Annotated in this window: 19 protein-coding genes; 5 read left to right on the top strand and 14 right to left on the bottom strand. The window is 59.6% G+C overall.

The window, feature by feature from the left end:
• Window positions 1-12: 12 nt before the first annotated feature.
• Complete coding sequence (locus tag CCICO_RS01515) at window positions 13-2,091, bottom strand: hydantoinase/oxoprolinase family protein (protein ID WP_040357335.1); 2,079 nt, start codon at window positions 2,089-2,091, stop codon at window positions 13-15.
• A gap of 160 nt (window positions 2,092-2,251) precedes the next feature.
• Between CCICO_RS01515 and CCICO_RS01510 the strand changes: the two genes are divergently transcribed.
• The gene (locus tag CCICO_RS01510) at window positions 2,252-3,688 is read left to right on the top strand and encodes a CdaR family protein (protein WP_156809787.1); all 1,437 of its coding nucleotides are present in this window, start codon (window positions 2,252-2,254) and stop codon (window positions 3,686-3,688) included.
• A gap of 13 nt (window positions 3,689-3,701) precedes the next feature.
• Here the strand turns inward: CCICO_RS01510 and CCICO_RS01505 are convergent, their stop codons facing one another.
• From CCICO_RS01505 to pulA, 3 genes are all read right to left on the bottom strand, one after another.
• Complete coding sequence (locus CCICO_RS01505; RefSeq protein WP_018018687.1) at window positions 3,702-4,823, bottom strand: phosphatase PAP2 family protein; 1,122 nt, start codon at window positions 4,821-4,823, stop codon at window positions 3,702-3,704.
• 140 nt (window positions 4,824-4,963) lie between these two features.
• On the bottom strand, window positions 4,964-6,649 hold the full coding sequence (locus CCICO_RS01500) for an alkaline phosphatase D family protein (RefSeq protein ID WP_167540128.1): 1,686 nt from the start codon (window positions 6,647-6,649) through the stop codon (window positions 4,964-4,966).
• A 132-nt stretch (window positions 6,650-6,781) separates the two neighbouring features.
• The gene (gene pulA / locus CCICO_RS01495) at window positions 6,782-8,809 is read right to left on the bottom strand and encodes a type I pullulanase (protein ID WP_167540127.1); all 2,028 of its coding nucleotides are present in this window, start codon (window positions 8,807-8,809) and stop codon (window positions 6,782-6,784) included.
• Between the two features lie 140 nt (window positions 8,810-8,949).
• On the opposite strand from pulA, the gene CCICO_RS01490 reads away from it, so the two are divergent.
• Entirely contained in the window at window positions 8,950-9,693 is a 744-nt protein-coding gene (locus tag CCICO_RS01490; protein ID WP_018018684.1) for a hypothetical protein, read from the top strand.
• A gap of 169 nt (window positions 9,694-9,862) precedes the next feature.
• Here CCICO_RS01490 and CCICO_RS01485 read toward each other — a convergent pair whose 3' ends face one another.
• The 5 genes from CCICO_RS01485 to CCICO_RS01465 all read right to left on the bottom strand — a co-directional run bounded on the left by CCICO_RS01485 (window position 9,863) and on the right by CCICO_RS01465 (window position 13,285).
• Complete coding sequence (locus tag CCICO_RS01485) at window positions 9,863-10,759, bottom strand: DUF2262 domain-containing protein (protein ID WP_018018683.1); 897 nt, start codon at window positions 10,757-10,759, stop codon at window positions 9,863-9,865.
• Between the two features lie 311 nt (window positions 10,760-11,070).
• Window positions 11,071-11,646: a 50S ribosomal protein L5 gene (rplE, locus tag CCICO_RS01480; RefSeq protein WP_018018682.1), complete on the bottom strand. Its 576-nt coding sequence runs from the start codon at window positions 11,644-11,646 to the stop codon at window positions 11,071-11,073.
• 2 nt (window positions 11,647-11,648) lie between these two features.
• Window positions 11,649-11,963 (bottom strand): 50S ribosomal protein L24, encoded by a 315-nt coding sequence (gene rplX, locus CCICO_RS01475; RefSeq protein ID WP_018018681.1) that lies wholly within the window; start codon window positions 11,961-11,963, stop codon window positions 11,649-11,651.
• Between the two features lie 4 nt (window positions 11,964-11,967).
• Window positions 11,968-12,336 carry a 50S ribosomal protein L14 gene (rplN, locus tag CCICO_RS01470; RefSeq protein WP_018018680.1) on the bottom strand — a complete coding sequence of 123 codons (369 nt, stop codon included), beginning with the start codon at window positions 12,334-12,336 and terminating at the stop codon, window positions 11,968-11,970.
• Window positions 12,337-12,628: 292 nt separating this feature from the next.
• Entirely contained in the window at window positions 12,629-13,285 is a 657-nt protein-coding gene (locus CCICO_RS01465) for a TetR/AcrR family transcriptional regulator (protein WP_018018679.1), read from the bottom strand.
• Window positions 13,286-13,716: 431 nt separating this feature from the next.
• On the opposite strand from CCICO_RS01465, the gene fabG reads away from it, so the two are divergent.
• Entirely contained in the window at window positions 13,717-14,454 is a 738-nt protein-coding gene (gene fabG, locus CCICO_RS01460; protein ID WP_018018678.1) for a 3-oxoacyl-ACP reductase FabG, read from the top strand.
• 126 nt (window positions 14,455-14,580) lie between these two features.
• On the opposite strand, the gene CCICO_RS01455 is transcribed toward fabG, so the two are convergent.
• From CCICO_RS01455 to CCICO_RS01445, 3 genes are all read right to left on the bottom strand, one after another.
• Window positions 14,581-17,016 carry a DUF262 domain-containing protein gene (locus CCICO_RS01455; RefSeq protein ID WP_018018677.1) on the bottom strand — a complete coding sequence of 812 codons (2,436 nt, stop codon included), beginning with the start codon at window positions 17,014-17,016 and terminating at the stop codon, window positions 14,581-14,583.
• A 417-nt stretch (window positions 17,017-17,433) separates the two neighbouring features.
• Window positions 17,434-18,459, bottom strand: coding sequence for an ABC transporter substrate-binding protein (locus CCICO_RS01450; RefSeq protein ID WP_026161270.1), 1,026 nt, complete (start codon window positions 18,457-18,459; stop codon window positions 17,434-17,436).
• A 110-nt stretch (window positions 18,460-18,569) separates the two neighbouring features.
• On the bottom strand, window positions 18,570-20,111 hold the full coding sequence (locus tag CCICO_RS01445; RefSeq protein WP_018018675.1) for a PucR family transcriptional regulator: 1,542 nt from the start codon (window positions 20,109-20,111) through the stop codon (window positions 18,570-18,572).
• Window positions 20,112-20,292: 181 nt separating this feature from the next.
• On the opposite strand from CCICO_RS01445, the gene gabT reads away from it, so the two are divergent.
• Complete coding sequence (gene gabT, locus CCICO_RS01440; RefSeq protein ID WP_018018674.1) at window positions 20,293-21,621, top strand: 4-aminobutyrate--2-oxoglutarate transaminase; 1,329 nt, start codon at window positions 20,293-20,295, stop codon at window positions 21,619-21,621.
• Window positions 21,622-21,773: 152 nt separating this feature from the next.
• Window positions 21,774-22,985, top strand: a complete 1,212-nt coding sequence (locus CCICO_RS01435) for an aromatic amino acid transport family protein (RefSeq protein WP_018018673.1) — start codon at window positions 21,774-21,776, stop codon at window positions 22,983-22,985.
• A 97-nt stretch (window positions 22,986-23,082) separates the two neighbouring features.
• On the opposite strand, the gene CCICO_RS01430 is transcribed toward CCICO_RS01435, so the two are convergent.
• Window positions 23,083-24,627 (bottom strand): APC family permease, encoded by a 1,545-nt coding sequence (locus CCICO_RS01430; RefSeq protein ID WP_018018672.1) that lies wholly within the window; start codon window positions 24,625-24,627, stop codon window positions 23,083-23,085.
• On the bottom strand, window positions 24,620-25,504 hold the full coding sequence (locus CCICO_RS01425; RefSeq protein ID WP_018018671.1) for a universal stress protein: 885 nt from the start codon (window positions 25,502-25,504) through the stop codon (window positions 24,620-24,622). Before CCICO_RS01425 ends, CCICO_RS01430 begins: the two co-directional genes overlap by 8 nt.
• Window positions 25,505-25,506: the final 2 nt, after the last annotated feature.

The raw sequence follows: 25,506 nt of genomic DNA, 5'->3' as shown, positions 1-25,506 counted from the left end.
GCGATGTCCTCTCTACTTCTCATCCGAGGTGCTTGGTGTGGAATCGACCTCGCCGATATGGATTCGGATGTTGCCCCACTCATCGATCTCTGCCGAGTCCTTCGGCGGGATCACGGTAGTGGCATCAAACTGGTCAATAATTGCGGGACCGTCGATTCGAGCACCTGCCCGCAGGTGCTCTCGCTGATATATAGGCACGGTGAGCCAGCCTCCGGCAGCGGAGAAAAATGCCTCACGCTTCTCCTTTGGGGTCTCAGGAACGTAATCATCGACGTCGAAGCGAGCAAAGGGTGGGCTGTCTAGCTTGCCTATAGCTACTAGCCCGATCTGGTACAGCTCCACTGGCGCTTCTGCATTAGAGAAGGAATACTCCCGTTCGTGCTCTTCATGAAAGATCTCAATGGCATCGTCTAAGGGCGCCTCAGATTCTGGGATGTTGACGGTCAACGAGCGCCATTGTCCTCGGTACCGCATCGAAGCAGTGAACGTAAGCTCAATGGACTCTGCTGGAATACCCTCATGAAGCAAACGGTCACGCCCTTCACTGGCTAACTCGCGATACGCAGCGCGCAGTTCCTCAGAATTAATCTCTGCAACTGCCTGCTGATACATCCGGCTGATGTCATGGCGGACATCCACGAGCAAGCATCCCTGTGCGGAGGTAACCCCAGGATGAGGCGGCACCACCACCGTAGGAATGGACAAGTCACGTGCCACCTCGGCTCCATGGAGCGCACCAGCGCCACCACCCACCACGAGAACAAAGTCGCGAGGGTCATAGCCTCTGCGAATCGAAAGTAGACGCACAGCATCAGCCATGTTCGCATTGGCGACGCGAATAATATCTTCTGCGGCCTTATCCACCTCGAGACCGAGCGGTTCTGCAACAGTGGCACGCACTGCTTCCTTTGCCGCCTCTTTGTTGAGGGTCAACTCGCCACCAATAAGGTTCGTTCCAAGCCTGCCGAGAACTACGTTGGCGTCGGTGTTCGTGGCTTCGGTACCACCTCGTTCGTAACACACCGGCCCAGGATCTGCGCCAGCCGACTGCGGCCCATTACGCAAAGAGCCTGCTTCATCGATCCACGCCAAAGAGCCACCTCCTGCGCCAATCGTGAGCACCTCGATCGAAGGAAAGTTAATGGGAAAACCGTATTCCACCTGCCACTGCTTGGAGATTCGAATGTCCCCGTCGTACACCAGAGAGATGTCGGTGGAGGTTCCTCCCATTTCCAGTCCGATGGCATTGGCGTATCCACATCGTTCGGCAATATCCTGCACCGCAATAGCGCCAGCAGCTATTCCCGAAGCCGCCAGACGCACCGGAAACTTTGCCACCATGGGTGGAGTCATCGAACCTCCACCAGAGTGCAGGAGCAGCAAATCCCCCTCGTATCCGCCATCGGCAAGCTGATCTGCAAGACGATTGACATAGCCGGAGACTAGAGGCGCCAGAACTGCATTCGACACAGTTGTGGAGAAGCGCTCGTGCTCAAAAATCTCTGGCAAGATTCCTGATGACGTGGAGACATCGACATCCGGAAGTTCTTCGCGCAAGATCTCTGCCATACGACGCTCATGTGTGTCGTTAGCATGCGAATTGATGAAGCAGACCGCAACGGTTTCCACTTTCTTCCTTCGCAAGATTCCCGCAACCTTACGGGCTTGAGCTTCATTCAAAGGAGTCAAAACCGATCCATCGAAATCGATACGCTCCTCGACCTCGTAGCGATCGCGCCGCCGGATGTAGGGGGCTCCAACATCGCTATAGGCATCCCATAGTTCGTCTTTGGTGCCGTCACGGATCTCGATGGCATCCCTAAAACCTGTGGTGGTAACCAACGCCGCCGGTGGGAACTTCCGCTGGATGAGAGCATTCGTTGCCACTGTAGTTCCGTGGCTGAACATTTCGACTTCTTGAAGCTCCACAGATCCCTGCTCCAATCCATCGAGGACGGCACGCATGGGATCATCCGGAGTAGATGGGACTTTAGCCACTGTGAGCTTCTGGGTTTCGGTGTTCATAATTGCAACATCGGTGAACGTGCCACCAACATCCACTGCGACTCTGTAGGGCTTGTTTTGTGCCATGAGCATCACCTTCCGTGTGTCGACATATGCGATATAGGTCACAATGACAAAGCCGCGTTAGGAGCGTCAAGGTTGATTCCCACTTCATAGAAGAATAATTTGAGGCATATCCACCTTTGCCCTGCTCACACTGCAACAATCTTTACACTTTCCCCTGCTTATGACATCTTCTCCGCCGACCTTTTCGCTCAACGATCTCGCTGGGGCAGTCCCCCAACTTGTTCTTCTCACTCCACGGTTTTCCAGCACTACCGCCCATGGCGTATGCGGAGTTCAGGATCTTCACGGTGATGCTGCTGATGGATGGGTGGTCGTGCTCGACCCTGAATCTTCTGAGCCGTTACGCCGCCAGTTTTTAAGGCTCCATGCCGCTTCGGCGTGCATCATTCCAGACGACGCTCACAACAAAGCGGAACTCGTTAGTACCGCACACAGCGTTCAACGAGCGTTAGTGACCAAACCTCGCTCTGTTTCCACCAGCTCAGTGATTCTCGCTGCTGCCCGCTTAGCCACAGATCGTCCCTCGAACGACGCGGCAACTCGACTACGAATCACGGACAAGCTCTCACCCACTCTGATTTCCGACACTCCAGAGCTCAGTTTGCTCCAGGAGTTCAAGGCTCTCAGCGGAGAAAGCGTAGCTACATTTGATTCCCATATACGCCTGCGCGCCAATGTTGGGGAGTTACCTGTGCGGACCATTGCTCGTCAGTTGATGACGGGCACACTGCCTTCACGCTCTATTCACCTTGGTAGGTGGTCCATTCAGGCTCACTTTGTAGAACAGGGTCAGGCTAGTCGCTGGTTTGTCCGTGGATTGCGTAGTGGGATGGATCCCGACCCACGTTCGGTTGCAGCGCGCACAACAATCCGCATGCTAAGGACCATTAGCGCCCATGAAGCCCGCCAACAACTAAGCAATCATGTTGAAGCGGCCGATCTGCTGCACAATTTTTGTTCTCCAACCAGTGACCAAATGACCTTGGAGAACAGTTTGCGCCTCCGAGGATTTGCTCGAGACAGCAAGATGCGGCTAATTCTTGCGGGCGCTGCTGGTGACGGCCACGATCCCGAGTTATTCGCGTCGGCGATCGGCGTTGCTTCCTCCGCGGCAGTCCCCTACGTGGCGGGCCCTCTCTTTGGCTGGCTTGGGTTTTTAACCACCGACAACCCTCACGTCATCGAGATTGCTCGGTCTCTCACCCATCCTGCTGGAATATCGGATCCCATCACTCGCCTCGACGCTGGCGCCCAGGCACTGCGAGAGGCCCGTACCGCGCATTCCACGCCGCGCAACCGTGGAGTGTGTACGTTTTCTCATTGTTTGCCGTTGGAGCGAGCCTCAGCGAAGCTCACCTACCAAGAGCTGGAAGATAGTGTCCGCGAAGTGGTGAAGGTGCTTGCTGATATACCCGATGGCCCCAACGTCGCTTCTGCTCTTGTGAGTCATAACGCTGCCACGGGGGCCACCGCCTCTGCATTAGGAGTTCATCCCAACAGTGTGCGCCGCAGAACCAAATACATCCTCGACCAATCGGGGTTAAGCCTCGCTGACCTCGGCTTATGGCACATATGGTGGAGACAGCGCTCCACCTAGAACATGCTTGCCGTTAGCCCTCCACCTGAAGGCTGCCGTCGTCGTTGACGTGCACGTGCGCGGCGGCTGCACGGGCGAGGTTGATGCGCTGCCATGAGCCGGCAGCGGATTGATCGTCCAGCGGGGCGCCGGCGGGCGCAGCGGTGCGGCGTAGCACTTCTGCGCGCTGCTCCCATGTAAGTTCTGGGAACACTGAGGCGAGCAGCACCGGCGCGGCTTGGGGCACGATCATGGGGGCGTCGGTGTTGTAGACGGGGTCAAAGCCGTAGTCGAGGCGTTGGGCGTAGGTCTCAAGCACCGTGTCCGTGGGGGTGATGTCTGTGGCACAGTCGGCGAGGGTGGATTGGCAGCGCCATTCGAGCTCGCCGCGTAGCTCGGCGGCGGCGTCGTCAAGCGCTGCTCGCATGCGTGGATCGTTAAGGCGGTCGGCGGCTGCTGCCGTTCCCGTGATGCGACCGCCGATCACGTCGAGGGGATAGTGCACGCCGAGCACCACGCGGTGGTAGCCGGATTCGGCGCCGCGCCCGATGAGCTGCGGGGCGAACTCCGGCAGCATGTAGGCCAGCAGCGTGGTGTGCCAGGTTGCTTGGTTGGTGTGGCCAGAGGGGAACGACTTGGTGTTTTTGTACAGCTGCGCGCCCTCGGGGTTGTAGCGGTTGATCTGATCGGGTGCCACTACGAAGGGGCGCTCGTAGCCGAAGGCGGCCTTTTCCGCGAAGGTGGAGCTAGCTAGTCCGCCGGCGCGCGCCAGCCAGCCACGGCCGAGCAACATCTCTGTTTTGGGCAGCCGACCTTCGGCCAGGGCATCGCGCACATGCCCCGCCAGGGTGGGCCCGAGCGCGTCGGTAACCACTGGCAGCAACCCTTTCTTATCGGCGAGCGCCCCCTCTTGGGCGGCGGCTATCAGCTCTGGATCGTCCGCGGCGGCATTATTGATGGCGATCGTGCGGGTGAGGTTCTCATCCAGTACCTCTGGATGGTTGCGCTTAAGATCCCAAAAACTAGCGATGGGCTGCAGATATATCCCACCAGGATAGGAGCTGATATCGGAGATATAGCCCACATAGTCGCTAGATCCAAAGGGCTGGGGGCTCGGCTCGGCCACGTCCGCGTGCGCCAGCGGTGTGGCAATCATGGCCGCGCTTGCAACTATTGCTCCGAGCGTGACGACGCTACCTCGACGGCACTTCACCATGAGTGATGCATTCTCCTTCAACGGTTGTCTGCGGCCGCAGTACTGCGGCCGGCGTGGATGTGTATGCGTGGTGCCCTCGCCTAGGCGAGGGGCTGGGGGTGGGGCTGGGCCCCGGGGTTGCCCGCATAGGTGCGGTAGCTCATTTCTACCCAGAGTGGGGCATCGGGTTCGAGCACGCTATCGCCTAGTACCCAATCTGCGTGGGCGTAGTCCGGGGTGATCTCCACTGCCATGTAGCCGTGGCGGGAACAATCGATGCGTTTGAACCATGGATTGATGGCGGTGAGTGCGTGCTCGCCTACCCGCATCATGTTCTTCACCACCTCATGCTGCGGGATCTTTTGGCTTAGAGCGTCATAGGCCCCCGCAGCGGTAATGGAGGTGGTGACAAACTCGGTAGCGGCTACTCGACGGTCACCGTCGCGGTAGCGCTGCGGGTGGAGCGGAACATCATTAGCCCAGCTGCTGTGGATGTCTCCGGTGAGAAAGAGCACGTTACGCCCACCGGCGCCGACGATGGTGTCGACAATGCGTTGGCGCTCCGCCATGAACCCGTCCCATTGGTCGGTATTCAGTGCGACACCATCCTCGGGCAGCCCCACCTGCTGCTGCAAGAAGGTGCGCAGCTGGGGATCGATAGCGGCAGGCAGCGTCATCGGCGCGATCATCACCTCGTTTCCCACCACCTGCCAGCGAGCAGTGGAGTTGGCGAGGCGGTCAGTAAACCACTCGAATTGCTCGCGGCCGAGCATTGTTCGTTCCTCGTCGTTGGCGTGCACCCAGAAGAGAGGATCACTGTCGCGCTTATTGTCACCAAAGTGTACGAGGGCCGCGTCACGGAAAGTGCGCAGATCGGGAACAATGAGATCAAAAAGCCCACCATAAGAGAAGCTGCGATAGATCGTCTCGCGGCCCTGCTGGGTGCGCACCGGCATCCACTCGTAATAGGCCTGCATTCCATTGCGGCGCAGGCGCTGATAGTCTGCTCCAAACTCCGGTGCGCCGCCGCCTTGGCCGTCTTTATAGGCGTTGTCCGAAAACTCGTGGTCATCCCAGATACAGATCATCGGCAGCCGCGCGTGAAGATCTGCCAGGTCGGGGTCTTTTTTGTAATGCCCCTGGCGGATTCGGAAATCACGCACACTTCTGGTGCGGTGGGGCGGCTGTACGGGACGCACCACGGTGCCGTAGGCGCCGGTGTAGCCGCCGCTCTCGTACTCGTAGGTGTAGTCCCCGAGGTGCAAAACGAATTCGATGTCGCTGCGTTCAGCGATGTGCCGATAGCCGCGAAAGTAGCCCGCCTCGTAGTTGGAGCAGGAGCACACGGCAAAGCGGACCGGATCCATGGCCCCAGCGGCCGGCGCGGTGCGGGTGCGGCCGGTGCGGGAATACTGACCGGCATAAGCGAAGCGGTAGAAGTAGGTGCTGGCCGGCTGCAAGCCGGTCACATCCACGGTGACGGTGTGGTCGCGTTCAGCGCTGGTGTGTGCACGGCCGCGAGTGACAATCCGGGAAAACTCCGCATCGGTGGCCACCTCCCACTCCACCTCGGCCTCTGGTCCCACACCAGAGCCCGGGAGAGCCTCGACGGTGGGCGTCAGCCGCGTCCAGATGATCACCGCATCCGGCAATGGATCGCCGGAGGCTACCGAGTGCTGGAAGTAGCCTTCGGGCGGTGCGGGCTCGCTTGCCCCGGCGAGACGAACAGGCGCCACGGCGGCAATCCCCGTGGCGGAGGTCAATGCAAGAAAGTGTCGGCGTTTCACTCGGCAGAGGCTAACAGCATCCACAGCCCTGTGAGCTGGGTCGTTAGCCATATTCGGCGATGTTTGGCCAAGGTTTCACGCCATGTTACGGCCTCGTAACCTGTTAGTTACGTCACGGGGGTGGCTCTCCCCTCATCCGCGCCACAGCCCTAGCGGCCAGGCCACCGCATCGTCCACGAGCTCCACAAGACTCACGCTCAGCCGAGGAATGCTGAGTTCACCAATGTCCGCCCCACCGGCGTCGCACCGGTGCACGCTGTGCTCGTGCAGGTGCAGCGCCTCCACCGGGGGCAGGCCATAATTCGTGCCCGGCACCCACGCCTCCTCGGAGCCATTGATCACCACCATCGCGGCCCGTCGAGATCCTCGATCACCGAAAGCACCCCGCACCACATAGGCAAGGCGATCATCGCTGCAGTGGAGCACAGCGGTGCGGGCCGCGATCTCGGCATAGTCACTCTCCCTCAACCAGGCATGCTCGCGGCGCAGGCGCAGCAGGCCACGCACCAAGGCCCCCATGTAGCCGAAGGCTGCAGCGCGGTCATAATCGAAGACGTTGATCTCATCGGGTGAGTTATAGGAGTTATCCACCCCGTGTTTGGTGCGGCAGAATTCCTGACCGGCATGGAGGAACATCACCCCGCGGGAGAGGAGTTGGATCTCGATGGCGAGGGCATGCCGCCGGGCCGGATCATCGACCCCAGCCGCGAGAAGTTTGTCATACAGTGTGAGATTGTCGTGGGCTTCGTTGTACACCACTGATTGAGCAGCACTGAGATAGCAGCGGGAGGCCCGGGCGCCAAGGTGGGCGTCGATAAGCGAGTGCCCTCCACCGCCACCAGAGATGAAACCGCGGGAATCGGCGTGAAACACCCCTCCTTTGATCACGTCGCGGAAGGTGTCATTGAACATCGCCACCCGTGGTAGCAGCCGGGCGTTGCTTTGGTTCGCGCCGAGCGCCTCGGGAGGATGATTGCCCATCTCCCAGCCCTCCCCGAGCACGAGGATGCTGGGGTCGATCTCGTCGAGGGCGGCGCGTACTGCGTTGATGGTGGCCACGTCGTGCAGGCCCATGAGATCCAACCGGAAGCCATCGACGCCATAGGTTCGCGCCCAGTGACACAAGGAATCCACAATGTAGCGGCGCACCATGGCCCGCTCAGAGGCGGTTTCATTACCGCAAAAGGACCCATCCAGTAGTCTGCCCTCGGCGTCGGTACGGAAGAAGTAGCCGGGCACGGTGCGTTGGAAAGGATGCTGGGCGGCATCGAAGACATGGTTATACACCACATCCATCACCACCCGCAGGCCGCGGCTATGCAGGGCATCGACGAGCGCGCGGAACTCCCGAATCCTGGCCGTGGGGTCGGTGGGATCCGTGGAATAACTGCCCTCAGGGACGTTATAATGCGCAGGGTCATAGCCCCAGTTGTATTGAGCATTGAAACCACGGTCACCGGTTTCATCGACGGTGGCAAAATCGCTCACCGGCAGCAGCTGGATATGGGTCACCCCTAGCGAGGCCAGATAATCCAGACCGGAGAGCTGGCCGGCCTCCGTGCGGGTGCCTTGCTCTGTCAGCCCAAGAAACATCCCCTTGTGGGTGATGCCGTTATCGGGGCCAATGGTGAGATCTCGAACATGCGCCTCGTAGATGACCACATCCTCGATCTCACCGAAGGAGGGGGCGCGCTGCACCGGAGGAAGAATGAGCGCGGGATCTGCCACCACACCACGCGCCCCATTGGCCGTGACGGCGGTGGCATAGGGATCCACCGCCGTGGTCTCCGCATCATTGAAACGCAGCTGGTAATCGTATTCCCAGCCCCACACATCGGTCTCAACGCAACACTGCCAACTACCGTTGACCCCGCTTCTCATCGCGTACTCGACTGGCTCTGCTGACACCGCACCGGCGGCTGGTTCGCCCAGAGGGTGCTGCGGCCGCCACAGGCGCAGTGTCACCGACTCTGCGGTCGGCGCCCAGAGATAAAATTCTGCGCCCGCATGCTGAGCGGCCGGATCACACACCACCCCGAGTGGGCCTGAGTAATACGGATAGCGCTGCGACTCTTGGCCGAACCCCGCTTGGCCGAACCCCGCTTGGTGGGCCTGGTTGGTGGCGGCTCGTGGACTGGCGGGCGGATGCTCTGCGGACACGGTGGCGCTGTTCCTCATTTCTTTTCCATCGCGGCGCGGGCGAAACAGCCCGCATCGTGTGCTGATGAGTATGCTACCGACACCCCACCAGCGCTTCTGGCCCACCCCTCGGGCATCGTAGGGCAGCTAGGCTGGGGCTCATGAGTGCGACACGAACAGCCCACACCCCACTGATCGGCCTGGCTCTCGGGGCGATGAGCATCGCCGCTGGACTGTGCTTTATGGCCACCATGATCGTGCGCGGCCACTACTCAGACACCACCGCGCTTGTGTGCGTGATCTGCGGTGCGGTGATGGTTGTCCACGCAGCGCTTGTGCCCTCCTTCCCACCACTGGCGCGTTTCGCACTATTCGCCGCAGCGGGAATCACGATTGTTGTCACCGAAGGGATATTCACCGTGTGGGTCGCGGTACTCGTGGCCGCGTTGGCCTGCGGCGGTTCGCTGCTGGGCACGTGGTTCGAGCTCTGGGGCCCGGGGAAGTCCTCCGCGCGCAGCCACCGCCCCCACGGCTCGCTGCTGCGGAGCTCTGCCACTCCAGCACCGCCGATGGTCTACACACTCATGATGGCCTACACGGTGCTTGCCACCCTCGGGGTGTTTGCCTTTAGCCTTCCCACCGCGATCCTCATTCTGCTCCTAGGCACAGTCTTCGTGGCGGCGGTGTGCTACTACCCGTGGGCACCCAAGCAGCGCATAGCGCTGAGCATCGCTGCCCTCGGGACTGTGAGCACGTGGATCGGTGCGCTGCTCATTCTCGTCCGCCAGGTGCTAAGCGCAATATACATCTGGCCGATTCTCGCGCTCCCAGCCGCGCTTATCGCAATGACGCTGGTGTATCGTTCACGGCCCACTCCGAGCCCAAGCCAGCGAGTTAAAAGATAGCCAGCCACGAGCTACGCGAGCGATGTGGCAAGCCACCTCGGCTGTCAGGCAGGCTATATATCAGTGTCAGCCATCGGCTGCCTAGCAAGACCCAAGACCGGGCCGCTCAAGAGACCGGCTGGAGGCGTCGATAAGCCTTGAGGATCGTGCAGCCCCATATGCCTGAGCACTACAGATCAATCGAGGTAGGGGTGCCGTCGCGCTTGGTTTTCACCGTTAGAGGATGGCCACCGAACATGTAACCGTCGTCGAATTCGACGAGGATATTGCCTCGATGCGGAACAATCACCGCGGTGGGCGTGAGCTTAGCGTAGACATCGTCCACCTCCAGCTTTGGCGCGGGAGTCGCTCGTCCCTCTGCATCTGCCACTTCATGACGCCAACGGTTCGCAGTAGGCAAGGCCTTTTCTGCGCCCAGCCTGCGGGCGTTGTCCAGATACTCCTGGGATAAAACATTGTTAACGAAGCCTAGGGCAGACTTGAACTTCTTTGATAGCCCGCCTTCGTCAGCAAGGAGAATACGTTCACCCTCGTAGTAGATGCCCAAGTCGACACCCAACTCTTCTGATCTGCCGTTAAAGCTGTTCGTGCTGCGATCAAAAACCATCTGGCCGATGCTGGTATCCACGATGACTGGCTCTGCTGCCCTCTCAGCCAGCTCCTCCATTTCGGGGTCAGGTAGCGGTTCCAGCAGCTCCCACACAGTGACGTAGGGCTCTTGCCTGATCTCAGAATAAAAGTAACTGCCCCGAGCGCGGTAGACCTTAAAGGGCTCCATGTCACTGACTTCCCGCGGATCCCAGAGCGTGCGCTTATTCTCCGTATGGAACAGCTGCAAATACTCTACGTTCACCACGCCGGCGACGAAATCTCCATCGGGCAGCATCCGCAGCGCCACCCCGGGCATGAGCATGGAATGGATGACCACTTTATCCTCGGCATAGGGATCGTTTACCAGCTTCTTTTGCGGCACCGCCGCTACCATGAAGTGAAACTGCACTTCGTCCTGCGCCAGAGCCCCCTGAACGGCGGGATGATCGGGAAATTCGTGGTAGATCGACAACATTGGTTCATTCTATCCGCGTCGCGACAGTTCCTGCACTGTTCTTAGACCAAGGCAGCAAGGACAATACCTATCACCGCAGATCCCCACCCACACCGGCCCTCACCGATCCCGTCCGAACCCACGCACGTCACGCACGGCCGAAATTAACTTGCTTCGTGCGCCGCACCTCCTGCGTCGGAATGCACAAACCCGCCCTCTCCTCAGGCTTTCAAGCCTGCGTGGAGGGGCGGGTGTGTGGTGAGTACGAAGACTCTTTTCTCAGTCGCTTCGAGTTTTTTTAACCTGCAGCGCTGAGGAAGATGTTCAACGCCTTAGGGGCGCTGCATCTTGCCGTCCTTGTCCTTGAACGGGAAGCCCAGGTGACGCAGCAGGGCGCGGCCTTCCTCGTTGTTGGTGGCGGTGGTGACGATGGTGATGTCCATACCGCGGGGACGATCGATCTTGTCCACGTCGATCTCGTAGAACATGGACTGCTCGGTCAGGCCGAAGGTGTAGTTACCGTGGCCGTCGAACTGCTGGTCAGACAGACCGCGGAAGTCACGAATACGCGGCAGGGCCACGGTCAGCAGACGGTCCAGGAACTCCCACATGCGGTCGCCACGCAGGGTGACGCGGGCACCGATCGGCATGCCCTCACGCAGCTTGAAGTTCGCGATGGACTTCTTGGCGCGACGAATCTGCGGCTTCTGACCGGTGATAGCGGTGAGGTCCTCGAGAGCACCGTTGATCATCTTGGAGTCGCGGGCAGCGTCGCCCACACCCATGTTGACCACGATCTTGGTCAGGCCGGGGATCTCCATGACGTTGGAGTGGTTGAACTCCTCGGCCAGCTTCTGCTTGATGTCCTCGCGGTAACGGGTCTTCAGACGCGGGGTGTAGTTCTCCATTGTTAGATGTCCTTCCCGTTGCGCTTGGAGATACGAACCTTCTTGCCGTTCTCGTCGAAGCGGTAACCAACGCGGGTCGGGTTGCCATCGGAGTCGAGCACCATCACGTTGGACACGTGGATGGGGGCCTCCTGGGTGACAATTCCGCCGGACTCAGCGCCAGCCTCGGGCGCGGAGTTCACGACGTGCTTCTTGATGCGGTTGACGCCCTCGACAAGGACCTTGTTCTGCTTCGGGAAAGCCTGGATGACCTTGCCCTTAGCGCCCTTATCCGGACCAGAGATCACGATGACGTTATCGCCCTTGTGGATCTTCATAGTCTTAGATCACCTCCGGAGCGAGAGAAACAATCTTCATGAACTTCTTGTCGCGCAGCTCACGGGCAACGGGGCCGAAGATGCGGGTGCCGCGAGGCTCGTTGTCGTTCTTGATGATCACGGCAGCGTTCTCATCGAACTTGATGTACGAGCCGTCCGGACGACGGGTCTCCTTCTTGGCGCGAACGATGACGGCCTTGACGATCTCGCCAGCCTTCACGTTGCCGTTCGGAGTAGCTTCCTTCACGGTGGCGACGATGACATCGCCGATACCTGCGAAGCGTCGGGTCGAGCCGCCGAGCACACGGATGCACAGAATCTCTCGTGCACCAGAGTTGTCGGCGACCTTCAGACGCGATTCTTGTTGAATCACAGTGGGTCTCTCCTGACCTGGATATAACGCGTGCCAGATTTCCGTCCTGTACACGCACGGTCTACGTCTTTCCTCGCGCAACCAGTCCTAATTCGCTGATTCACAGCAAACAAGGCGGCTATTCGGCTCGGAACGCACCGAATGCATGCCACCGCGTGACGGTTGCAACCCGAATATTCAACCACATGCCACAGCCCTAAGCCAAATCCTTTTTCCGCAGGGCGTGAACGCTTATCGACGCCACTTCGCGCACACCCCACCCCGCCCCACAATGCAGGTCCAGCCGGGCTAGTTAGGTGCGGCGGACCCGCTGGTGCTGCGGATCGTGATCTACCAAATAGCCGCGCAGACTGCGGGCCAATTCCTCTTGCCATGTGGATAGCCCCTCCAGAGCCTTATCGGCGAGAGTGGCAGTAATAGCAATATGGCGCACCATGCCATAGCTGACGAGCGCCAACACCCGTGGTTCGCGGGTGGAAATACAGGAAACTTCTGGAGTGTCGGAACTACGACTACCAATACCGATGCGCACCTCATCCGAGGTTTGAATCCGCTGAATGATCTTTTCCAACAAGGTCACTATCCTCAGCTGGGCACTTCCGAGGCGCTCGACCGTAAACGTATAGGCATAGGAATAGTCGGTACGCAGTACCGCAGCGAGTAAGTCACTGGCAGAGGCCTGTTCGGCGGACGAGACCAAAGCTGCTATGAGATCCTCCACCGTTTCTGGTGCGGGATTTAACGCTGACACCACCCCTAAAAGCTCTTCTGTTAGCAGTGTGGAAGTGAGTTCTGGAAGCCCTTTGTACCGGGCATACAGCGTGGGGCGAGAGATACCAGCCCGGCGGGCCACCCCAGACATCGTGGTGCGTTCCAAACCGTCATCGAGCACGCTCTGTCGCGCAGCTTCAAGGATCGCAGCGTCAATATCACCAGTCCCAGTGGGCATAGAACTTCGCCTTCCTCCTCTATGAACAATCGGGACGCGCCGCGACGTGTGACCAGAAACTGTAAGGACACCCGTTCGGCACGGTGGACACATCTGCGAGCACTGCATTTCGCCAGCACACGGCCCACCTGCGTGGAACTTCGCTCCGTAAATCAACGATACCGCAGTTTAGAGCAAAATAATCCCGATTTGACCAAGCTCTCTTCTCATCGACATTCAGCTTATCGCATATAATAAAATGGCACACATTGCCATTACAATCAACGCCCCAATTACGGATGGCGGCAATGTGTAAGGATATCGGGCTGTCCTTGAGCAGCTACGGAACTCACTATGGCTTCAGGACGGCGCGTATAAGCATGCTCCGCAGCATCATAACCCGCTCCTGAACAGTGTTTCATTTCCACCCCGAGCGCTTAAACTTGAAGACTATGAGCACCTCACCAACCACCCTGAATGGCAAGACAGCGCTCGTCACCGGCGGCACCCTCGGGATCGGAGCGGGAATCGCCCGCTCCCTCGCCACCCAAGGAGCACAGGTGATCGTCACCGGTCTCAGCGAAAAGGAATGCGCCGCCTCCGAATTTGAGGCCCACGTGCTGGATGTGCGCGATGCCGTCGCCTGCACCCACCTCATCGACAGCCTGGAGAAGCTGGACATTCTCGCCAGCAACGCCGGCATTTACCCGCAGGCACCCATCGCGAAGATGACTGACGAGGACATCGACCTCATCTTCGACGTAAACGTTAAAGGCACCATCCACATGGTGCAGGCCGCCACCCCGCTCCTAGCGCAATCCGAGTCGGGGCGGGTAGTGATCACCTCTTCCATCACCGGTAACTACACCGGCTACCCCCTGTGGTCGCACTACGGGGCCACCAAAGCCGCCCAGATGGGTTTTGTTCGCAGCGCCGCCATCGAGCTCGCGGAGCACAACATCACCGTCAACGCCGTCCTCCCCGGCAATATCCTCACCCCGGGCCTTGAGGACATGGGCGAAAAATACATCAAGGACATGACAGCATCGGTGCCCCTCGGCTTCCTCGGCACACCCGAAGACATCGGCCACACTGTTGCGTTCCTCGCCAGCGACGCTGCCCGCTACATCACCGGCCAAGGCATCGTGATCGACGGCGGCCAGATCCTGCCAGAATCCCCAGACTTCTAAAAGCGTCAACCACCGCCCCTACTAGATAGCTTTTCGGCAGAGGCGGTGGTGTGACACTAGAGCTGGCTCCTCGCTCCTCATACCCCGAGATTCGCCGGCTGAGAGTGCGATCTTGAGAATGCGATCTTAGGGGTGTTGATCTCCAAGTTTTTCCAAACGCTGCAGCCAGCGCAGGACCGATCCAGAGTGCACAGCACTTGGGAAGACGCCGCCACCCATTATCTGGTCTACGTTGAAAAGCGCGTGCAGAGCCGCGAAGATCTCATCCGCGCTCAGGCCCGCGGTGACCTCTTTGTCTTCCAGTGTTTGCAAGGACCGCCCCCTCACTATCTCCTGCCAATTGTCTGGGAGGTGGGGAGTGGCAGCGGTGAACAGTTCGGCCTGAAGATCACGGATTTCGCTCGTAGGCCCCGCCTCCACGCCGACACGTTGCTCAAAGCGGGGGATGAATTTTGTCAGAGCGGCAAATCGGTTTGCGGGTGCAGACTGCCTGCGGGACGTTTTACCAGGCCGCAGGGTGAAAATCAGTTCGTTTGGATCGAGCTTTAGGTGATCAAACAACGCTCGAAGCAAGATAATTTTTGATTGAGTGCTGGTAGCAAGAGCGCACCAGAGTTCGGGAGCGACGAGCTCTTGGACAGGACTAATAGGCTCAGCCCCGTGGGAAATTCCGAAATTTTCCTTGCCCGCAAAGTCGTATACGGCCTCGCGATGCTCCGCCAGCAGCGAGCGAAGTATGCCCTTGGTCATCTCGCGGAAGCTGCTGACGGTGTGCTCTTGGCCATCCCATTCATAAGACACGATCACACGGTTAGTGAAGTTCTCAGTGTCCCCCATCGCCGTGGTAGGCATGGGTTCGCGAACCGGCTCAAAATCCGTTTGGATCATTGGCCAGTACTCCAGCGCAAGCCGCACGAGCTCATCTGTGCGCTTTTTCATGTGCTCTACGTCCCAGGTGTCTGTCTGCTTAAGCACATGATTCAGGCGATACGGCGACTCGTTGAATCCGCCCTCAACAGATTTCTTCCTTGCAAAAGACTCATTGGAGTATGAGGAGTTATAGCCTGTGACTGTCAGGTTGCCAATACGATGCAACCAGGTCTTGTGGATCTCTTCGGCCTCGGGCCCCAGTTCCGCACGCCAAGTTTTGCTCAGCGTTTGGGGCATAATGTGTTCGACGCTGAGCTCGCCGGATTCAAGCCTGGCCGCTATGTCGCGGTTGTCTTGCGAGGAATAATTCTCTAGGCACTCAAAAACATAGCGACGGTAGTACTGGCTGAGGTTGTACATGTTGCGGGTGGCAAACTCCTCGCCAAACCATTCGTCTGTGGGGAACTGCCCTGATGTATCCGCCCTACGGAGCAGCAGGTAGCTCACAGCATCCTTAAATGAGGTGCCCTCGGCGCGAATGAGCAGGGCTTCGTTGTAGAGCGTCGCAAAGATTTTGTTCAACGCATTGGACTGCAGCCCTACGACCGTTCTTCTTAAAACATAGGCGTCGATGATCTCTATGACGTCTGCGAAGTCATCCGCAGTGACCTCCCCCGAGTGCATACCTCCGACCAGTGGCATAAGGAAGGGCATGGCGATCTCGCGGCCCATGATGTTGTATCGGCTCAGCCGAACATCGGCACGATGTATCCCCGTGGTTGCAGTGTTGAGTTCCTTGAAGAACTGCGAGTAATCCAAAAGCTCCTTGAGTAGGGATTTCACTCCGCCTTCTGCAGAGTAGGAGGCTAGGTACCTGCGAAACTCGTCATAGATGTGGTCCTTGCGGGGAATTCGGCGAGTTTTTGATACCAGGTATAAGCGCACGAAGGAATCTGTGTCGAAGCTGACGTTGCGTTCCATGGGATTCCAGAAGTGCTCATAGAGCGAGTCCTGGTTTTTACTGTCTAACCCCATGAGTACGAGGTTGCGGATCTTATCCGACTCCTTGAGCTTCTTACCCGTGGAGTTGAGTGATTCGAAAATTCTTTGTGGATCATCGTGATGCTCTAGGTCCAAGATCATCGCTTCCAGACGCTGGATAGCGGTCCACAGTTGATCCCCATCAAGGTGTGACTCTGCTATGCGCTGGAGAAAATACTCGTAATTAGCGGTGATATTAGACCGTTCGATGGGCGGCAGATCTTCATCGAGCAGGCGGCGATAAGCCGCTAAATCATCCTTCACCGGTTTAAGCTTCAGTTTCGTCTCCGAGGCAAAGCTGCTTTCACCCAGCTCGAGGTAATTCCTTCTGATCTTTGCAGCCAGGTTTTTGTCCTCGAACCTCACCACCTCCGTTTCCAGGCTGCGCGAGAGCGCGAGCATGAGAAGACTCACCGTAGTCAGGCGTTGTTGACCATCAATGACGATCCAAGAGAAGCTACCCTCGGTTTTCCCCACCACGGCACCGAAGAAGTGTTTAGGCCGATCCTTGGCTATCACCTCTTCCAAATCATCGAACAACCGCTCACACTGCTTAACACCCCAGTCATAGTTACGCTGGTAAACGGGAATTTTGAGCTCTCGGTCGATAAAGCTAAAGATCGTGTAGATTTCCTTGACATTGCCGCGCATAGTGTGTGAAGCCTCTCGCTATAGATCAGATAACACAATCCTCATTGTATCGGCCTCATTAGGCGCAGACGCAGTTATTGTGGACGCGGATCCGACCCTTGCTCTGGCCGGTTACGATGCTTAGCCTCGTCTTTTTGGGGCCACGTGCATCCCTTTATCCAACCGTTGGCTAGGAGGAATCGGCGCAGCTTTCGGCTCCTGAATGATGTGCCCTAGGGGCGCCTCGCTTTTGTGTAGATGCTCGCGAGTCACCCTCACGGCGGTATCAATGCCCACCCTCTAAGCCGAGGTGCACATCGCGGCCCCACCGAGGCCACTGCATAAACACCTCATCACCAACAACCACCGCCCCCGCCGGGCAGCGTTTTCGGCGGGGGCGGTGGTGTGATTGTTCAGTGGCTCCACGGCGACGCCTGTTTAGGCGCCGAACTTCTTCACCTTCTTCAGGGTGGGGGTGACCTCTGTCAGAGCCCATTCACGGCTCGGCGCGCTCGGTGTCGCGATGGCGGTAATGAACGCGTAGCTAGCCGGGTACAGACTGTCGTTTTGTACCGACTGCAGATAGTCAAATCCGGTGAACGCTTGGAGATTACCCATACCCTCTCCCTCATTCACAACAGCGAGAAAGTCAGAGTTGAGGGCATCGACCCTGACGTCAGGAACGATGGTGGTGGCACCAGACTTCTCGAGGTCATCGGGAAGTGGAGGAATGCCCATGCCGAGGTCTGTGAAGAATCCTGCGGAAGGATCCTCGGGATCGGCAAGCACGCCGCAGACGCCAGGTTGGCAATCTGCTACGAGTGCGGAGGCGTTGGCGATATTCGGCATGTCCTCGCGGGCCTTCTTGAATCGCTCTGAGTCCTCATCGAGCACTTTCTGCGCCTCATCTTCTTTATCGAAGATTTCTCCAAACACCTTCAGCTGTTCACGCCATTCCTGGGTGTTGTCATCCGCGTCGATGCCACCAATGGTGGGGGCGATCTCGGAGAGCCCCGCATAGGCGGCTTCATCTATCATCCATTGATCGCCCACGATGAGATCCGGCGAGAGCGCTGCGATCTGCTCGCTGTCCGGAACATAGCGCTGGTCATCTTCGGAGCCATTCTTGGGGATGGTCTCGATGCGGGTTACTCCATCGAGCTTGCCTTCGCGCCAAGGCAATTCCGTGTACTCGGGCGGCACAATGACGGCAGCTGGGGTGACCCCCAGCGATAGAAGCGTGTCGATAGCGGCGCCACCGGCCACCACGTTCTGAGGATTAACGGGGACCTCCACCTCGCCTAGAGCGTGGGCGACCTTCACATGTGAACCCGTATGCTCGACAGCGCTCGAGGCGCTTGTCGACGCCGACTCGGCCTCCTGAGCGTCATCAGAGCCACACCCAGCAAGGGCCAGAGCCGCAACGAGACTCAGTGAACCGAGAGTCAGTGCTGTATTTTTCACGATCGTCAGGCCTTCCTAAAGGAGAGTACATAGTGTGTAGCGCATCACATGCACGAGTGTTGATGGTAACAGTTTGCTCCCGTGCTGTCGCCTTGCGGCGCCCTACCCCGCTATTCCCGCGCAATGGCCACAAAGAGCAGCTCGGCCCTGATGACCGCGTCGGAGAGGTCCACATCGCACACCTCACTGATATGCGCGAGTCGGCTGCGCACGGTATGGCGGTGTGCCCCTAACGCCGCCGCAGTATCGCCGATGTGGCCGCCAAGACGTAGATACAGCTCCAAGGTGCGGGCGTATTCAGTTCCGTCGCGCTCGTCGGCTGCGGTGAGCACATCGAAGGTTTCCGCACCCCGAGCGTGCAGCGCCCGCAACACCTCAGGCTGATGCAGCCACGAGGCTTTGACATTAAAGGGCCCCACGTGTTCCCCGGTGGCAATCGCGCGGGCCCGGCGCGAGAGTTCTGCCACGTGCTCGCGAGTGAGTTCGTTCCATCGAATCGCCGCGCCCATGGCGATCGCTATGTCTCGAGCCTCGGCCCCAAAGTGGTCCACGATGTCGTGATCATCCCGCGAGCCGCGGAAGAGAAAAAGCTGCATGTCAGGTTCCAATTGCAGGCTGAACAGCGCTCGGGAATGGGCGATCAATCGCTTATCGAGCGTATTACGCGCCGCCGTCAGAGCCGCGGGATCATCGGCCCGCACCACCACGGCACGCACCCGCCCCTGGGAGTCCACGGCATGATGCATCGCGTGCGCCACCGAGGACTCTTCCTGGTCGATGCCTAGAAGCAGGGCGAGGGCGAGGGAGTTCATCTCAGAGCGGGCGGCGCGCAAGAAGGAGGGGCGCTGCAGGAGAATATCGGCGAGACCACCGCAGTGCTGGAGCACACTGCGCTCGCGAGTGTGGAAGCTTGAGCGCCGCACCACCATCATGAGGTTCACGCGATCGCCTTGTTCGGATAGCCGTTGGGTAAGCTGCACGAGTTCTCCGGTACGACCAGCACGGGAGTGGTGGTGTCCGGCCTCGATATCGGCTACCAGCAGCTCTCCGGCATCCACTCCCCCAAAAGGCACGTTCACCAGGACGCGAGCATCATTATCGGCGATGGCGATCGCCGCCTGTAGCGAGGAAGCGGCGCTGGCAAGCAGGCGGTGTACATCACCAGTAACAGCATCTTTATTTAACTGCTGTTGGACGCGTTGCTGCCACTGCTCCCCTTGGGCCGCCCGGCGCGCGTGCTCTTGGTGCACGGCGTGGATGACGGAGATGAAGGGGATATGGGGCGACACTTCGAAGACGGGAATCCGGTGGCGGTCTGCCGCGGCGAGCAGCGGCTGCGGCACGGTGTCGAAGGCATAGCCGGTGCCGAAGCCGATGGCCACCGCCCCTGCCTTCACGAGGGTGTCCACATACTCCTCGAGTGCCGCGGGATTGTCGGTAAAAGACATCCCGAGGGTGAGGATGATCGCGTTGGCGATGATGAAGTCCGCAGGGGTGCGCAGCTCGTTGGTTTGGATGTCGAGGAATTGGGTGCTCCACCCGTTAAGGGCAGTCAGTTCCAGATTGGAGCGCTGGAGCAGCCAGTCGGTGGTGAGCGGAGAGGTGTCAGCGCCGGACGGGGCCGGCTCTGCCGCGCGCACGGGATTCGCCATGCTGTCTAATCTATATAAGTTTTTTATCCTCCATGGCGGTATTGCGGTAGTGCGGTGGCCGTGCATACTCACAACTATCAGCGCCGGCGCGATATAGATCACAGTCAATGGCCGGGTCGGAGCGCCTCGGGATAACCGCCGCGCTTAGCTTCTCACCCCAACCACGCCAAAGGAGTTAGACATGCACGATTTCACCTATCGTCTCCCCCAACAGCGCACCGTGCGCACGAGCCTGCCGGGGCCGCGTTCTTCGGCATTGAGTGAGCGTCGAGAAGCCGTGGTGGCCCGCGCCCTCTCTCCGGGACTGCCCGGCTTTGTGGTGGATGCCGATGGCGGCGTATTGGTCGACGCCGATGGCAACTCCTTCATCGATTTCGCCTCCGGTATCGCCGTCACCTCGGTGGGCGCCTCCAATAAGAAGGTGGCCAAGGCGGTCTCCGAGTCGGTTACTCACTTCACCCACACCAGCTTCATGGTCTCTCCCTACGAGTCCTATGTGGCCGTGTGTGAAAAGCTGGCCGAGCTCACACCCGGCGATCATCCGAAGAAGTCGGTGCTGCTCAACTCGGGCGCTGAAGCCGTGGAAAACGCCGTCAAGATCGCGCGCGCCCACACAGGTAAAAACGCCGTCGTTGTTTTTGATCACGGCTATCACGGCCGTACCAACCTCACCATGGCGATGACCGCCAAAAACAAGCCGTACAAGACCGGCTTCGGCCCCTTCGCCGCCGAGGTCTACCGCGCCCCGATGTCCTATCCGCTGCGCGATGGACTCGATGGCGAGACCGCCGCCGCCCGCGCCACCAAAATGATGGAACAGGAGATCGGAACCGAAAACCTCGCCTGCGTGGTGATCGAACCGATCCAAGGCGAGGGCGGATTCATCGAGCCCGCCCGTGGCTTCCTGCCCGCCCTGCAGGCCTGGTGCCAAGAAAACAACGTGGTGTTTGTGGCCGATGAGATCCAGGCCGGATTCTGCCGTACCGGCCGCTGGTTCGCTTGCGAAGAAGAGCAGGTGGTGCCGGATCTAGTGACCATGGCCAAGGGCATCGCCGGCGGCCTGCCGCTATCAGCTGTTACCGGACGTGCAGAGATGATGGACGCCCCGGTGGTGGGCGGTCTCGGCGGCACCTATGGCGGCAACCCCATCGCCTGCGACGCCGCCCTCGCCGCCATCAGCGAAATGGAAGAACACGATCTCGCCGGCCGCGCCCGCGAAATGGAGGCCATCATCCGCGAGATCCTCGAGCCCCTCACTGAGCTCGACACCGTGGCCGAGGTACGCGGCCGCGGCGCCATGGTGGCGCTTGAGCTCGTCACCGCCGAGGGCCAGCCCAATGGGGCGCTCACCAGCGAGGTGGCTGCAGCCTGCAAGCAGCAGGGCATCCTCATTCTCTCCTGCGGCTTGGACGGCAATGTAATCCGCCTGCTGCCCTCCCTCGTCATCAGCGAAGCATTGCTACGCGAGGGACTCGACATCCTCGCCACAGAAATCCGCTCCCGCTCCTAAGCCGCAACGCCACCTCCTGCCCGGCGCGCACGCTGTGCGGGAGGTGGGCGCCTATAAGCATTATCCGCACCGCACCAGATGCTGTGTCTATGAAGCACCTGGTGCGGTTTCCTCACGCCATGAACAGTGGCCCCGTTGAAAGAGAGTTGTATATGAGCGAGCTACGCCGCGCCGTTGCAGAAACAGAACACCGCATCACCCCGCTGCAGGGAGTGGCGCTGATTTTTGGCACCAACATCGGTGCCGGCATCCTGTCTTTGCCCTATGCCGGCAAAAACGGCGGCTTCCTGGCGCTACTGATCGCACTGATCATTGCGGGCACCCTCACCACTATTTCCATGCTGTACGTGGCGGAGGTTTCGCTCCGTACCCGCGAACCTCTCCAGCTGTCTGGTCTGGCCGAGAAATACCTCGGCAACCTGGGACGCTGGCTGGTGTTTATCGCCATCATCATCAACGGCATCGGCGCTCTCATTGCCTACGCCGCCGGCTCGGGACGGCTCCTCAATAACCTCACCGGCATCTCCCCCACCATTGGCTCGCTCCTGTTTTTCCTACTGGGCTCAGTAGTGATGTGGAAGGGGTTGCACGCCACTGGCATCGCCGAAGGCGCAATCACCACCGGCATGGCCGTCATCATCGCGGTGCTCTGTGGCTGGACCTTCTTCGGACCTGGCATCGAACTGACGAACCTGTGGATCATGCGCCCCTACTACATCGTGCCGATCATGAACCTCGCGGTCTTTACCTTCCTCGCCCAATATGTGGTGCCTGAGCTGGCGCGCGGTCTCGCCGAGGACAATCCCACCTCCATCCCCACCGCCATCGTGGCAGGCATGTGCGTCACCGGCTTCACCCTGGCACTCGTGCCCTTCGCCGCGCTTGGGCTGCTCGGCGGCGAGGTCACCGAAGTAGTCACCATCGCGTGGGGCGAGAAGCTTGGCGACGTCGCCTACCTGCTCGCCAACGTCTTTGCCCTGCTCGCGATGCTTACCTCATTCCTCGCCATCGGCTTCACCACGATGCGTAACGTGCTCGATATCGCTCACTGGCCGGAATACGGGTGGCAGCGCAGCGCAGCAGTCGGCATCACCGTGATACCGCCGCTGGTGATTTCCCTGGCCGGCTTCGGCGGATTCGTCAGTGCCCTCAGCTACGCCGGCGGTTTCGCCGGCGCCATCATGTCCATCATCCCAGTCTTGCTCCTCAACACCGCCCGTCGGCGTGGGGACCAGCCCGCCGCATGGCAGGCCACCTGGCAGGCACATCCGATCATTCAAGGCACCATCGTGGTGGTCTACATGGCCGCGTTCCTCTTTAGCATCGCGTTGCTACTGCATATCGTGCCCGAGGCGTGGCAGTAGTGGCTCGCGGCTGAGCCGCTGCGGGGCGGGCATGAAAGCGCCACCTCCTTTTCCGCGCTCAGCGGGTGGAGGTGGCGACAGTGGAATGCGGCTGCTTCTAGTGCGGCTCGAGATCGAGAGCATCATCGACTGTGACCATCTCATCGCTCGGCAGCCCTCGCTTGAGTCCTTCGCTCCGGAAGAACGCGGGATTGCGCCACCATGTCAGCGCCATGGCCAGCACACCCAACACGAGGATTGTTACCCCGAGAACGAACACCAGGCCCATGCCGAAAATCTCCGAACCGGAACCATAGTCAGGATCCATGGCGTCGTGCGAGGTCTGTAGGAAGAAGATGATCAACAGCGTCCCACCGAGCAAGGGCGCCACGCACTGAGTCAACGCCGTGGACCAGCTCTTGAGCGACTGGCGGCGGAAATACCACACGCACGCAAATGCCGTGACTCCGTAGTAGAAGCACACCATCATGCCCAAGGCAGTGATGGTATCCCACAGCACAGCCTCGCTGATCACCCGCATGATTGCGTAGAACCCGAAGGACACCACCGCGGCTACCACCGTGGCGAATCCTGGGGATTGGTACTTCGGAGTGACTTGCGCGAAGCGATTCGGCAGCGCGCCATAAAACCCCATGGCCAGCATCGTACGAGCGGGCCCAATGAACGTCGATTGCAACGAGGCTGCTGAGGATCCCAGCACGGCAATAGACATCAGGATCGCCACCGGCCCCATAACTGGACCGGCTAGTTCGGCGAAAATATTTTCCTGGATGGCCTCATTGCCCAAACCGAACTCCCCGCTGCCGGTGCCTGAATAGCGCAACGTGGAAATCGCGATGATTTGATACACCACCACGATCACCAAAATGGTGGCGGTTGCGGCTTTACCTGGGGTCGAGGTGGAGCCTTCGGTTTCCTCACTCATTGTGAGTACTACATCCCAGCCCCAATAAATAAACACCGACAGGGCGATACCGGCGGCGAAGGCGGAAAACGAAGACACTCCGAAGGGGTTCAACCATTCCCATGTGAAGGGGGTGGCATCAAACGCCTGGCCATTGTGGGCCTTGTATAGGGCCATACCGGAGAAAAGGAGCAGAACACCGATCTGCAGCGCCACCAACACATATTGAATGGTTTTGGTGGTATCCAAACCGCGATAGGAAATCGCGGAGGCGATGATGATAAACACCAAACAGGTGAGCACGTTCACCACTACGTTATCGGCCAGCCCGGCGAGTTCTGGGCGGCGAAACACCTGCGACAGCAGCAGATAAAAGAAGTCCACCGCGATTCCCGCGAGGTTCGACAGCACCAAAATGGTGGCTGCCAACAAGCCCCAACCACCCAGCCAGCCGATCACGGGCCCGAAGGCGCGGGTCGCCCACGTGAAGGTGGTGCCCGAATCCGGCATGGACTCGTTGAGCTGGCGATAACCGATGGCCACCAGCAGCATGGGCACAAAACCCACCAACAACACGGCCGGCATGTGCTCGCCCACCTCACTGGCGGTGGGTCCCAGTGCCCCAGAGAGGGTATAGGCGGGGGCGATACAGGAGATGCCGATCACCGCGGCACTGACTATGCCCACGGTGCCCGAGTTCAATCCCTTAGATGCGGACAAGGATGTGGACTCACTCATGCGCTGCCCCCTCCCCCGAGTCTGGTCGCGCTCGATAGCCACGTGGCACGATCACCATCGGCACGGTCAGGTGTTTGAGGATGCGCATCGTGATGGAGCCGGCGAACACCGAGCGGGACTGCTCCACTCGGGAGGAGCCTACACACAGCAGGTCGCCGTCGCGCCACTCCACGGTATCCACCGCATTGTTGATCTCACTGCTCTTGCCCATCTCGATCGCCACCGGCACGGTGCGGTTAGTGATGCCAAGCGTCACTCGGGCATCGTCAAGCACGCGCTGAGCATTCTCTTGGGCGAAAGATTCGCGAGCCTCATCATGATTCACCCCCAGCAGCGCCAACAGTCGCAGCGGCACCTGGGCACGACGCGCGGTCACCAGCCCTGTTTCTACCAAACTGCCCGATCCCGGCCGCGTGCCCACCGCGCAGGTGATGCGGCTCAAAGGATGGCGAACATAGCCGCGCGGAGCGAGGGCCACCGGCACCGGCGAACCGAAGAGCAGGTCGGTGGCCACACTGCCCAGCTTGTGCCGCTTCAGCGGGCTGGAGGATGCCCCGCCCACGCAAAGCAGATCGGCATCGAGTTCCTCGGCGGCACGGGTGAGCCCATCGGCGGTACTGGCCCCGGAGTAGATCCGGGCGCAGGCGCGCACCCCTGCGGGCACCAAGGCGAGCGCTTCTTTTAGCCAACGAAAGCCTTGGTTGAGCAGGATGTCCTGCACATCGCCAGTGGGTGGGTACTCGTGGCTGAACGCATCGCGGCGACGCAGCACCAGCACGATGTTGAGTTCGGCATCGAGGGACTGGGCCAGGTCGATACCAAGGTTCAATGCGTCCAAGCCTTGCGGGGTGGCCTCATAGCCAACTACGCATCGCATGA

The sequence above is a fragment of the Corynebacterium ciconiae DSM 44920 genome (assembly GCF_030440575.1).
GTDB classification, from domain to species: Bacteria; Actinomycetota; Actinomycetes; order Mycobacteriales; family Mycobacteriaceae; genus Corynebacterium; species Corynebacterium ciconiae.
This window is presented reverse-complemented; position numbering and strand designations above follow the sequence as displayed.

What these genes read in the sequence shown, in the direction of transcription:
- CCICO_RS01515 (WP_040357335.1), bottom strand. Translation starts at nt 2,091, where the DNA reads ATGGCACAAAACAAGCCCTACAGAGTCGCAGTGGATGTTGGTGGCACG.
- CCICO_RS01510 (WP_156809787.1), top strand. Translation starts at nt 2,252, where the DNA reads ATGACATCTTCTCCGCCGACCTTTTCGCTCAACGATCTCGCTGGGGCA.
- CCICO_RS01505 (WP_018018687.1), bottom strand. Translation starts at nt 4,823, where the DNA reads ATGATTGCCACACCGCTGGCGCACGCGGACGTGGCCGAGCCGAGCCCC.
- CCICO_RS01490 (WP_018018684.1), top strand. Translation starts at nt 8,950, where the DNA reads ATGAGTGCGACACGAACAGCCCACACCCCACTGATCGGCCTGGCTCTC.
- CCICO_RS01485 (WP_018018683.1), bottom strand. Translation starts at nt 10,759, where the DNA reads ATGTTGTCGATCTACCACGAATTTCCCGATCATCCCGCCGTTCAGGGG.
- rplE (WP_018018682.1), bottom strand. Translation starts at nt 11,646, where the DNA reads ATGGAGAACTACACCCCGCGTCTGAAGACCCGTTACCGCGAGGACATC.
- rplX (WP_018018681.1), bottom strand. Translation starts at nt 11,963, where the DNA reads ATGAAGATCCACAAGGGCGATAACGTCATCGTGATCTCTGGTCCGGAT.
- CCICO_RS01465 (WP_018018679.1), bottom strand. Translation starts at nt 13,285, where the DNA reads ATGCCCACTGGGACTGGTGATATTGACGCTGCGATCCTTGAAGCTGCG.
- fabG (WP_018018678.1), top strand. Translation starts at nt 13,717, where the DNA reads ATGAGCACCTCACCAACCACCCTGAATGGCAAGACAGCGCTCGTCACC.
- CCICO_RS01455 (WP_018018677.1), bottom strand. Translation starts at nt 17,016, where the DNA reads ATGCGCGGCAATGTCAAGGAAATCTACACGATCTTTAGCTTTATCGAC.
- CCICO_RS01445 (WP_018018675.1), bottom strand. Translation starts at nt 20,111, where the DNA reads ATGGCGAATCCCGTGCGCGCGGCAGAGCCGGCCCCGTCCGGCGCTGAC.
- gabT (WP_018018674.1), top strand. Translation starts at nt 20,293, where the DNA reads ATGCACGATTTCACCTATCGTCTCCCCCAACAGCGCACCGTGCGCACG.
- CCICO_RS01435 (WP_018018673.1), top strand. Translation starts at nt 21,774, where the DNA reads ATGAGCGAGCTACGCCGCGCCGTTGCAGAAACAGAACACCGCATCACC.
- CCICO_RS01430 (WP_018018672.1), bottom strand. Translation starts at nt 24,627, where the DNA reads ATGAGTGAGTCCACATCCTTGTCCGCATCTAAGGGATTGAACTCGGGC.
- CCICO_RS01425 (WP_018018671.1), bottom strand. Translation starts at nt 25,504, where the DNA reads ATGCGATGCGTAGTTGGCTATGAGGCCACCCCGCAAGGCTTGGACGCA.